Annotated in this window: 11 protein-coding genes; 9 read left to right on the forward strand and 2 right to left on the reverse strand. The window is 46.9% G+C overall.

What is annotated here, in order from left to right:
* The first annotated feature begins 7 nt into the window (after positions 1-7).
* From MHN31_RS07510 to MHN31_RS07530, 5 genes are all read left to right on the forward strand, one after another.
* A complete protein-coding gene (locus MHN31_RS07510) occupies positions 8-1,285 on the forward strand; it encodes a sensor domain-containing diguanylate cyclase (protein WP_125560504.1) in 1,278 nt (425 codons plus the stop codon).
* Positions 1,282-3,261 (forward strand): TonB-dependent receptor, encoded by a 1,980-nt coding sequence (locus tag MHN31_RS07515; protein ID WP_239443935.1) that lies wholly within the window; start codon positions 1,282-1,284, stop codon positions 3,259-3,261. Before MHN31_RS07510 ends, MHN31_RS07515 begins: the two co-directional genes overlap by 4 nt.
* Positions 3,254-3,760: a YfiR family protein gene (locus MHN31_RS07520; RefSeq protein WP_125560508.1), complete on the forward strand. Its 507-nt coding sequence runs from the start codon at positions 3,254-3,256 to the stop codon at positions 3,758-3,760. Before MHN31_RS07515 ends, MHN31_RS07520 begins: the two co-directional genes overlap by 8 nt.
* A gap of 50 nt (positions 3,761-3,810) precedes the next feature.
* Positions 3,811-4,569, forward strand: a complete 759-nt coding sequence (locus MHN31_RS07525; protein ID WP_125560510.1) for a DUF429 domain-containing protein — start codon at positions 3,811-3,813, stop codon at positions 4,567-4,569.
* Between the two features lie 116 nt (positions 4,570-4,685).
* Positions 4,686-5,123: a GNAT family N-acetyltransferase gene (locus tag MHN31_RS07530; RefSeq protein ID WP_239443936.1), complete on the forward strand. Its 438-nt coding sequence runs from the start codon at positions 4,686-4,688 to the stop codon at positions 5,121-5,123.
* Between the two features lie 218 nt (positions 5,124-5,341).
* Here MHN31_RS07530 and MHN31_RS07535 read toward each other — a convergent pair whose 3' ends face one another.
* On the reverse strand, positions 5,342-5,905 hold the full coding sequence (locus MHN31_RS07535; protein ID WP_239443937.1) for a hypothetical protein: 564 nt from the start codon (positions 5,903-5,905) through the stop codon (positions 5,342-5,344).
* A 339-nt stretch (positions 5,906-6,244) separates the two neighbouring features.
* Between MHN31_RS07535 and MHN31_RS07540 the strand changes: the two genes are divergently transcribed.
* From MHN31_RS07540 to MHN31_RS07555, 4 genes are all read left to right on the forward strand, one after another.
* Positions 6,245-7,339 (forward strand): YHYH protein, encoded by a 1,095-nt coding sequence (locus MHN31_RS07540; RefSeq protein WP_239443938.1) that lies wholly within the window; start codon positions 6,245-6,247, stop codon positions 7,337-7,339.
* 17 nt (positions 7,340-7,356) lie between these two features.
* Complete coding sequence (locus MHN31_RS07545) at positions 7,357-7,869, forward strand: hypothetical protein (RefSeq protein ID WP_239443939.1); 513 nt, start codon at positions 7,357-7,359, stop codon at positions 7,867-7,869.
* Between the two features lie 275 nt (positions 7,870-8,144).
* Positions 8,145-9,104, forward strand: coding sequence for a hypothetical protein (locus MHN31_RS07550; protein WP_125560520.1), 960 nt, complete (start codon positions 8,145-8,147; stop codon positions 9,102-9,104).
* A gap of 615 nt (positions 9,105-9,719) precedes the next feature.
* Entirely contained in the window at positions 9,720-10,667 is a 948-nt protein-coding gene (locus MHN31_RS07555) for a hypothetical protein (protein ID WP_125560522.1), read from the forward strand.
* Positions 10,668-10,720: 53 nt separating this feature from the next.
* On the opposite strand, the gene MHN31_RS07560 is transcribed toward MHN31_RS07555, so the two are convergent.
* Positions 10,721-11,530: a sulfite exporter TauE/SafE family protein gene (locus MHN31_RS07560; RefSeq protein WP_125560524.1), complete on the reverse strand. Its 810-nt coding sequence runs from the start codon at positions 11,528-11,530 to the stop codon at positions 10,721-10,723.
* Between the last annotated feature and the right edge of the window lie 40 nt (positions 11,531-11,570).

The raw sequence follows: 11,570 nt of genomic DNA on the forward strand, positions 1-11,570 counted from the left end.
GGGGCACTTGAGCGAGCCGTTACCTTCTATGTCTCTTGTGAAGAGATTAACTCAGCTTAACTTGTCGGTGATGGCAAGCAGTATGCTATTGGTCTTTTCGCTAACCTCGATATTACTGTGGTTTGTGGTTCGCGACCGTCAGGCTGAAACCGCAGAAATTAACCTTGCTCAGCTGGCGCATAACGTGGTGCCTATGCTGGTTTTTAATGACGCTGATACTGCCAGCAAAGAGCTTGAGTTAGTCGGGATCAATAAAGATGTGCTGTTTGTGTCTTTGCGCAATGCCAAAGGTGAAGTGTTCAGTGAGTATGCCAAGCCCAGCTTTGTGCCGTCTTCTTCTTTATATCAACAAGTTGGTACTGAATCCCAGCGCGAATACGAAGGCGTGCGAATGCGCTTATATTATCCGGTGTCAATCAAGGGCAAACTTGAAGGTGACCTGATCATGGTGCTCGACTTAACCGGCATGATGTACTGGTATTTGCAGTTGGTGCTTATGCTGGCGTTACTGATCGCCGCTTTGTTCACTGGGTCTGTGTTTTTGTTGGCACGTGTGCAGCGTCAGGCTCTGATGCCCCTGATCACTTTGTCGGAGTTGGCTCAGCGAGTGTCCAGTGAGCACAATTTTCAGTTGCGCGCCAATGTGATCCGGGACGATGAAATAGGTATTCTAACGCGTAGCTTCAATGAGTTACTCAAGCGTGTGGACATTTCTCAGGCGGAGCTGAAACAACAACTGGAGCAGGAGCAGGCCCAGGGTCAGCAACTCAAACAAATGGTACGCACCGATCCGCTCACCAATTTACCAAACCGGGTTGCCCTGAATCAGTTACTCAAAGAAATAACCTGCGAGGGATGTAATCCCAGGCCGCTTAGTTGTCTGATGTTCATTGACCTGGATAACTTTAAGTTCGTCAACGACAACTATGGTCATGATGCGGGTGATGAAACCCTGATTGAGGTTGGAAATCGGATCAGCGCCATGATCCGCAGCGATGATCTGCTCTGTCGACTGGGCGGTGACGAATTTGCGTTATTGCTGCCCAGCATTGAATCAACGGAGAATGCCGAGAAGCTGGCCGCACGGATAGTGACTATTATTAATCGGCCTATCATGGTTAAAGACACTGTGATGCCAATCGGTATTAGTATTGGTCTTGCTTATACGCCGCTGGATGCTGACGCGCCTATGGATCTGCTCAATTGCGCCGACGATGCTATGTATGCAGCCAAGCGCGCAGGAAAAAATAACTTTAAGGTATTTAGCAAACAGGCACCCGTATGAAGCAGCTGTATCTTATCGCCGGGTTCATTTACTTGCTCTCAGCTAACGCACTGGCTCAAAACGACCCGCTGCCCGATCTGGAAGATTTACTGAGTCAGCAGCTCAATCAGTTACCCAGTAATACGCAAATTTCTGCGGGTTCCAGAATTGAACGCTCCAGCAGTGACAGCATGGCTGTGACTCATGTGGTCACCGACAAGGACATCAGGCAGTTTAACCTGCAATCACTGGCAGACATTCTGGCTATGTTTGTTGGGATCACGACCCGGGATAACAGCTCATTCATTTACCTAGGCGCAAGGGGAATAGGTCGGCCCGGGGACTTTAATTCGCGTTTTTTGTTTTTGCTGGATGGCACCAGAATGAACGAAAACCTATTAGATGCCGGGCTCATAGGCTACGAAAATTTTGTCGATGTGGGACTGATTGAGCGGGTGGAGTATAGCCCGGGTGCATCTGCGGCTTTGTATGGGAATAACGCGCTGCTTGGAGTAATTAACATAGTCACTAAGACCAGCAGCAAACTACGTGGCCTGAACACCGCGTTCTCTGCAACCAACGATGAAACACAGCATGGCCGGATAACCGCCGGGTTTCGTTCACAAGGCGGCGCGGATAGCTGGCTTTCTTTGAGCGGCTCTAAGTTACGCTCTATCGACTTTCCTGTACCGGGCGCACCGCCCGAACTGCTGGCCTGGCAACATTTGAACAAAGAAAGTAGCAGCAGAGCCATGTTCAGCCATCAAAGTGGCAGTTTTCAGTTTCAGGCAGCAGCTTCTCGGCGCCAACGCAGTTTCCCTGATGGGTTTAGTGTACTGCGCTCGGGAGCGCCGGTGAATACGACGCCGGAGCTTGAGACGCTCGATAATGAAGCCTATTTTGTGGCGCTGACCTTTGATGACACCATCTCGGATGACATAGAGGCGTATTTTCATATCTCGACCCATGGTAATGATCTGATCCGTAACTTTCCGCTTATCTTGCCTGATGGCGGGCTTGAATTTGTCCGCCCAATGAATTCGGGGCGCTGGAGCAATGTAGACGGTCAGCTGGTGTTTTTGGGGGTCGAAAATCACGAATTTATGGTGGGAATAGACTTTCAAAAAGACCACCGGCAGGAGTTTAGCTCCCGCTCCAGCCTTCCCACGCAGTTTAATTTTGAGCAAAAAAGCAATGAAAATCGCTATGGTGTGTATGTTCAAGATTTGTGGCGTATTACCCCTAAGTTCAAATTTCAGTGGGCGCTGAGGTATGATAATTCTGACTTTAGTTCAGCCAGATGGTCACCCAGTTTTACTGCCAAATACAGTGTCGCAGAAGGCCACCACTTGTTACTGCGCCATAGCCGGGCGTTCAGAGTTGCAAACTTCCTCGAACGAAATGCGAACAACGTATTCAATGAGCCTAATCCAAACAATGAAACCATTGATTATAATGAAATCAGCCTGGTACAGCGATGGAGTGATTCGCTGTCGTCGTTTAGTACGCTGTACTACGCCAACATAGACAACCTCATCCATCAGGATTTCTTCCGGCCAATCTACTTTAATCCGCCACCTATTCGTAGTCATGGCTTTGAGTTTGGCGCGGACAAACGCTGGGCCAACGGTATGTCACTGATCGCCAGCACAGCTATTCAGCGCTCGCGACTAAAAGGTGGGTTTGGTATTGCCAACTCGCCGGAGTTTATCGGTAAGGTGCGTTTTAGCTTACCGCTTGGTCGTTCAGGCTTTACGCTGAGTTTGAATTCTTATGCCGTCAGTAAAAGAAGAACCTTTGACAGTCATTTACCGGGCTTTGCCAGTCATGATGTCAGTGTAAACTGGCAAAACGAGGAGGACTTATTCGTTGCTCTGGGCGTCAGGAATATTACCGACAAAGAAATACTCGATATTACCGACGACGGGTTTGTGCCTTATCTGCAACGTCGTCGTCAGGTGCACTTGTCGGTTAACTGGAGCTGGAACAATGATTAAGCTGCTTGTTGCGGTATTTTTTTTATTGTTCTGGTCTGAGGGAAAGGCTCAGAACCTGAGTGAAAACGAGCTTAAGGCGGCGTTTTTATATCGTTTTAGTCAGTTTAGTAAATGGCCGCCGCCTCCGCCCGATAAACTGAGCTTTTGTGTGGTCGGAAACCCCGATCTCTTTAAGGCCATTAATTCTTTGCTGCACGAGCAGGAAGTGGATGATGACACGGAAGTCATTGAGTTGCCCGACAATGCGCAAGTATCGCAATGCGATATTCTGTTTTTAAGCCAGCAAAACCGCCAACAAACCCAATACTGGCTGGAAGATCTGGAACAGTCTCCGGTGTTAGTGGTGGCCGATACCAGCGAAGGGTTTCGTCAGGGGGCCATGATAGGCCTGATAGCCGATGCCAATAATCTCAGTTTTCGCGTTAACCTGACGGATGCAAAGCGGCGTGGCCTGAACTTCAGTGCACATTTACTAAAACTGGCCACCGAGGTACGGTAAAACAGGTAAAACATGGCTAATAAAAATAACAAAGTGCAAAGGAGAATATCATGAAGTTGATGGGACTCGATCTGGCCTGGCATAGTGAAAAGAATCCATCCGCGGCGGCAATCGGACAATTGGAGCGAGGTGTATTGTCTCTGGAAGCCTTGGAGTCCACACTGTTTGGGATCACTGATGTAATGGCGTTCATCGCGAACGAACCTTCGCTTACTGGCATAGCGATTGATGCGCCGTTGATCATTGAAAATCAGACTGGCCAGCGGGAGTGTGAAAAGCAACTTAGCAGGGACTATGGCTCGCGAAAAGCGTCTTGTCATACCTCAAACACCACCTTATATCCCGATGCGTCAAGTGTTGTACTCTCTATGGCATTACAGGAACTTGGGTTTGGGCATTTGGCTGACTCACAATGGCAAATTGAGTGTTATCCGCACCCTGCGATGATTGAGTGTTTTGAGTTACCCGAAAGGCTGCTTTATAAAAAAGGGGATGTGACCACGCGAAAAGCTGGTCAGATTGCGTTGGCCAGTTTAATTGCACAGCTCGCTTCCTCAAAGGTTTTGGCACTCCAGATACCAGAGCGGTTCTCCTATATTTTGACTGAGGCCCATATTGACTCGTTGAGCGGGCAAGCGCTTAAAAGTAATGAAGACGCACTGGATGCCATATTTTGTTTGTATATTGCCGGGCTGTACCAGATTAGTGCCAAGGGGATGACCTATGGCTGCGACAAGCAAGGGTATATCTGGGTGCCGCAAATACAGTGCATTTCGTGGTCTCCACACAGCCAGGAAACGTCTGCATAACGCCTGGTACAGTTGAGTCTTATCCTGTTAAAGTAGCTGACAGCGGTTAAACCCGCTGTCCGTGAATATACAAACAGATAGAGACTCAGGTATGGGGTCATTTTAAGGCAAGTCTAGTGATCGAATTAAAAGAATCAAAAATTGTAGAGGTTGAGCGTTTTGTGGAGATGGAAAGTGCGAGTGATACCGCAGGTTTTATTCTTCCCTATAGCGCAGAGCAACACCTTGCCGCGATGGCACAAGCCCAGGTAATTTATTTATCTATTTACCAGAGCCAAGTTCTGGTTGGCTTTATCATTCTTTCTCTGGATGGTACTTCCAGTGTCGAGTTTCGCAGAATTGTGGTTAGTGAAAAAGGCCGTGGGATTGGTCAACATGCAATGAGCAGCATGGAACAATACTGCATCGACGTGCTTGGACGTAAACGTATTTGGCTGGATGTGTTTAGTGAAAATGCCCGCGGGATCCATATTTATCAAAAGCAGGGATATAATCAGTTTGATCGGGGTGAATATCATGGCCAGTCGTTACTGTTCATGGAGAAGTTACTCTAACATTTTGTCTTACTGCATGTTTTGCTATGTTGGGGTGATAAGTGTGATTTTACCAGCTCAAAGGTCGGTGCTGGCTGGTGCTCTGCAAACCCGATATTAAATTCATCGTGTACAAGATGGGAGCCTCATGAATGAGGCTCCCGTTTATCATTCACCTGATTGGTTATGACGCTATTAAAGTACTACAGTAATATCAACTGCTCTGATTGAATCGGTGCTTATCCTGCTGGGTACCCCTGTGGAGATTTTTTGTTCAGGGCCCTAATGTTTGTGTATCCAAACAGATCAACATCGCTGTTATTGTCGGCATACATGCGGGCAATACAGTACTCTAATGCTTCTCTGTTGTTTTTCCCTGCTTCGCTCGGGTGAAAGAAACCAAAGTTAGGGTCGAAATAGACTATCTCGTCGTGATTTGACCCGGTACATACGATTAACTCATGGTTTCTTGCTCGCTTTGGCTTGGGTACACTCGTCTTTCCAACCCATATTGTCATGCGATATAACCGATTGAACGCCAGTTCGCCATTTTCAATGCCGTCACTGATGTGAAAAGGAGAATTACGCACTTGCTGACTTTTTGCGAAATTCATCATTGCTGTGATGGCTGTGAAATCTCTGGCATTTTTTACGGCGTTTTCATAGTTGTTGGCCTGAAACCAGGGGCCATCTTTGGACTCAATATAGTTACACATTCCATAACACACGCCCCCTGCTGAGGGACCTCCGCCGGCATGTAACCAGGTATTTTGCTTGATAGATCTGATTTTTTCGTTTGGCATAATAGTACCTATTTAGTTGATTAGTCACTTTTCATTTATTGAGAGTTTAAGTAGGTGGTAGCGCCAACGCTCAGAGGAAGTGATGGAAATATCAGGTGAAACAACTACTCGATATGCGACACTGAGCGAAACATTCAGATATAGGGGTTAAGTACAACTTCTCATCTTCTGGGCTCTCGTTGTTGCTTTGGTGAATCGGCTTCTGGTTGGCAGTGCAGTATTTTTACCTTGCACAGTATTTGCACTTTCTTTGCGCGGTGTTTGCACAATCCACTCATATAGTGAGATCAGAGATAGCAGCAAGGCTATCAGGTGTTCAGCTCTGTGGGAGTGATTAGTATGAATACAGTGCATAAAAGGTCGTTGTTGGCAGTGTGGGTATCAGTGTTGGTGTTGTCCGCATGCGGTGGCTCAGGATCTGGGGATGATAACAGTACTCAGGCGCAGTCGAGTTCACCAAGCGGTGAGGTCAGTGGCAGCAGTTCTGGCTCAGTAACAGTGAGCGATAGTACGACAGATAATACGAGTGACAATGACACCGGCTCTGATAATTCAGTGTCAGAAGATCCCGAATTGAATACAGACACAGGATCCGCGCTAACGGCGGGGTCGACCGATGGGGTACTGTGTGATTACTTTTATAATGAGTTTAATGACTCTGCGTCGGTGCAAATGACCAGTAATGCTGACTGGAGTTGCACAGGCACCACCCGGCAACTCACTGCGAACGGCATTCCTGATCATCAGACAGGCACTTTTCCCAACCCGGGGAACCCCAATACTATCAGTGAAACGGCGGTGTCCATCAGTTATACCCTTACCCCTGAACAGACTGACACGGTATCAACACTGGGAGGGCCGAGAGGGGCAACGGGTTATGTGTTGAATGGCGTTAAGATTGATGCGAATACTGCGGGTTCCTGTGACGACTCGGGCAATAGTTGTAGCTTGGTTGGTAACACAGGCAACTGGCACATAGAAGCGCTTGGTCAGACGAGCTTTGACTTTGGCACCGATGATAACAATGCCCATGTTCAGCCTAATGGTTCATATCATTATCACGGAATGCCGGAAGGGTTTATTGCGATGCGTGGTGGTTCAGAGTCCAGTATGACCCTGATTGGCTGGGCGGCTGACGGCTTTCCCATTTATGCCCGCTACGGTTACAGCGATGCACAAGACGCTGGGTCGGCGTTAAAGGTGATGACGGGCAGTTATCAGCTGGTACAAAACGTCAGCAGTAGTCGGCCAGCCACATCAGTTTACGCCTTAGGGACGTTTGCACAGGATTGGGAATACGTTGCAGGCAGTGGCGATCTGGATGAATGTAATGGCCGTTATGGCGTAACACCTGAGTTCCCTCAGGGGATCTATCATTACTATGCCACCGATACTTACCCGTATTTTCAGCGTTGTGTCAAAGGTCAGCTGTAGTCACCGGAGGTTTAAGCATGCACAATTTCATCACAGGGTTACTGATGGCCGCTGGCCTTTCACTCAGCAGCGCAGCCCATGCACATTTAATGGTGGCCGAGCAGGGCACACTGAACTTTGACGAGTCAGGTGCCTATCTGGTGGTGGCCATCGACCCATTGAGTTTTCCAAAGGCGGATACCGATAAGAATGGCCATTTGTCCGTCGAGGAGTTTAAACAGGCTCACAATACGCTGTTTAAAGCCATCCAGGCGCAGGTTTTTATGACCCAGGGAGAGACCCAAAAGCACATCGAAGGTTTAATGCTGTCACCTCAAACCGCACACCATGGCGACCAGGGCGAAATTGATCAAATCGTGGTGATGGGCAAATTTGTTGGCGTTGATCACAAGCAAGGGCTGCGATTTCACAATGGCTTGTACGGCAAAAACAACGAAAAGCAGCTAGCCATGCGTGCTAAATATAAGCGCCTAGGGTTAACGCAGCGCTTTACCCTGACAGCAAAGCAGCCTACTGCTTCGGTGTTTTAACGGATTTCAAGGGGCATAGATTACAATTGAGGGTTGGCTGCTGCATTTATTTCGCTATGCAGCAGTGTCTCACATTTTCTTTTTCTATTATTATAAATCATAGGGTTAAGCTTAAATGCGGTGACAAGAAAGCAAAATCTGTTACAAGATATGGCTAATTTTATGTTTCTTGATGAAACTTGAGCTTTTTTGTCCCTGTTTTCAATTGTTGCGCGATTTTTCGCTGTGTACCATTTCTTCGAACTCAAATCACAAATGATATAAGGAGAATGACAGTGAAAGTCGTTAAGTTCGTTTTACCTCTACTCGTTAGTAGCCTTGCTGCCTCTTATGTAACTGATGCCAAGGCATCAGCGCCCGGAGAGTGTGATGATTTTATGATCACTTCTCAAATGAACCGCTATCATGAATCAGAAGAAGTACAAAGACTCTGGATCAGTGCTGGTAGTCAGTCAAAGTGCGTGCGCATGTCGCCAGATCTTCACAATCCTGTTTATGATGTACTTGCCCGACAGCGCTCACTGCGCAACCAGTTGGAGACGGAACTCAGAACTAAGCTGGATGAGGAGTTGAAAAATGGCATTAACAGCTCGCTCAGACACAGATACACCAACTTTGAACTAAAAGGTGGCCTGTCTACAACCCTGACGGCCAATCACAATGGTGAGATCCTCGCCAATGTGAATGGCTTCGGGTTTTACGCCAAAGCAAAATATACCCTGAAAAATGTCCCTTCAATGATTGCGAGCGCGTACGCAACGGTTAAGGTTGAGCGTATTTCTGTTAACGCAAAATATGACTTTGTGAAAGGTGAGGCCTATGACCTTAAAGTTGATCCGCTCCATTTAGATGTGGATGTTGATTCCAGGATCTTTGGTATCAGTGTTCCTGTACTGAGTAATTTCATCAATAGCCGAGTTGAAGGCGTGATCCGCGACAAGATTGAAGACTACCTGAATTCAAAGACCAACGGCTGGAGTAAGGCTATGTTCTCACTGGACAAGGCAATTCCGGATGACAAATTTGGTTCATTGGGCGTGTCTGTGAAAAACAGACTGACCAGCTTGCTGCCAGGTAAGTACATCAAGATGTCTTCTTCTGTACAAAAGATGGATGGTGCGTCGTTCTATGTTGACCTGTCCGGCGACTTTTCCATCAGTATGAGTAACAAGGTATTCCAAAACCCCTGTTATATATACGCCGATACAGCGTGTAACCTGTTCCCCGATTTCTGATAGTCGGGCGAATATATGGCAACTCAACAAATACCTGAGTTGCCATATCACCTGATGAAACCGATGGCTAAATGCCAAAACAATGTCCAAAGAAGTACATGTTGGCAGATAAGGGAGCTGGTAATGCGGTGAGTCATGTCTGATAGTCCGTTCAATCAACTCGTTAAGGTATTGCTTTGCTACCCTTTAAACGCTACTCATCCGGCAAAGTCACCTCATGTGCAAGTTGTCTCTTTGATATTCACAATATTGATCAACATGTTTAGTCAGTCTTTTTGAATGATTACTGTGTTGTTTCATTCTGTGTCGCGTATGAGAATAATTGCAATGTGCTTTTTAGTGAAACAAGTTAGATGATGTTGGCAGTGATTGCCTAATCTATTTATCCCTCAATGAGAGCAAGATATTGTTATGGAAATAGTTCATATGTTTGGCTTTGAATCATGTGTAAGGAAATACAATGGCAAAGTTGCAGAAAACCCATTAGTGTACCGCTGGCTTTACAGTCACAAAAAAATTATTTAAATGTAACCTCAATTTAACTGGTTAATTTCGCGTTAACATTGTACCGTTTGTGTGAACTTGTACTGCAATTAAACAATTAAGGAGAAATGTGTGAAAGTTACTAAGTTCGTTTTACCTTTGGTATTGAGTGGTTTGTTTGCTGCAAATGCGCAGGCATCTATGCCTGGTGAATGTGATGACTTAATGATTGGTCTGAACATGGACCGCTATGTACAATATGAGACCGTTCAAAGGGTCTGGATCAAAGCGGGTAACTCAACGAAATGTGTGCGGGTGTCGCCTGATTTACATAATTCCGTTTACCGTGTTCTGTCAAAACAGGTTGCGATGCGCAACCAGTTGAAGAGCGAGTTGCATACTAAGCTGGATCAGGAGCTGCGAAACAACGCCACCGGTTTGGTAGAGCACAGATATACCAATACGGACTTGACTGGGAACCTCTCTACTAAACTCTCGGCAAATGGTAATGGAGAGATCCTGGCAAACGTTAACGGTTTTGGGTTTAACGCCAAAGCAAAATACACCATCAAGAATGTGCCGTCTTTCATTGCGAAAGCATATGCGCGTGTTTCGGCGCAAAATATTGTCGTCACGGCAAAGTATGACTTTGTCACAGGCCAGGCTTATGGTCTTAACGTGAATCCGATTAATCTAAACATTGATGTCGACTCCCGGATTTTTGGTATTAGCGTACCTTTGCTCAGCAATTACATTAATAACAAAGTTGAAGGTATTATTAGCAGCAAAATCCATGGTTATCTTAATACCAAAACCGATGGCTGGAGTGCTTCTTTGTTCTCACTCGACAAAGCGATTCCTGACGACAGATTTGGTCAACTGGGCGTATCGGTGAAGGACAGACTTAAGAGCTTAGCCGCTGGGCAATACATCAGGTTAAGTTCATCAGCAACAAAAATTGAAGGCGCATCTTTGTATGTTGATTTATCGGGTGACTACTCTATCACTATGTCGAGCAAAACCATCGAAAATCCTTGCTACATATACTCTGACAGGCCTTGTTCTATCAATCCTTTCTGATTTGAATAGGTGAGAAAATTGCAGGCAGCCAAGCAGCTGCCTGTTGTCCTGGGCTAAAAGGCAATCATGTTCCCAGCCACCAAGACCAGCAAGCCCGCGAATAGCTTCTTGATAGTCGGAACGGGCAAATGCTGCACAGACTTGGCCCCCAGCGGCGCGGTAAACCACGAGGTACATACGATGCCCAATAGGGCGGGTAAATACACAAACCCGGCAAACCCATCTGACAAGGCAAACTGTGCACTGCCCGATGTGATGTAACCTACAGAACCAAATAGAGCAATCACGATACCGCAGGCTGAGGCACAGCCAATGGCTTTTTTCATATCAATAGAGAAAAACGTCAGCAGGGGCACCAGCAGTGCACCGCCACCGATACCAATCATAGCTGAGAGCCCGCCTGTGATGGTTGTAAACCCCGTTAACAGTCCTTTATTTGGCATGCTACGCTCGTCTGAAGCGGATTTGTTACTGCCAAAAAACATTTTGAGAGCGATCAAGACCACACTGACGGCGAAGACCCAGCGCACGATTTGCTCGGGCAACATGGCGGCTAAAAAACCACTGATCAGCGCACCCAGCGCAACCCCGGTCATAATCCAGGGGGCAAGTTCCCAGGGCACATTGCCATTTTTATGGTGGGCGATGGCTGATGAAGTTGAGGTAAACAGAATAGAGGCCAAAGAGGTAGCGATGGCGGCAACTATCACCTGCTCCGCAGGCAGGACCGCAAAATACAGCAAAATACTGCTCAGGACCGGGACAATAACCAGCCCTCCACCAATGCCAAGGAGCCCGGCCAGAAAACCAACACCGCTGCCTAATAAGGCGCAGCATGCTATCAATAACAACAAGTCACTCATTCCGTTTTTCTCATTATATTATATGGGGTTAGACGGGTGG

This window comes from Pseudoalteromonas sp. McH1-42, assembly GCF_022347845.1.
In the GTDB taxonomy this organism is placed as follows: Bacteria; Pseudomonadota; Gammaproteobacteria; order Enterobacterales; family Alteromonadaceae; genus Pseudoalteromonas; species Pseudoalteromonas rubra_D.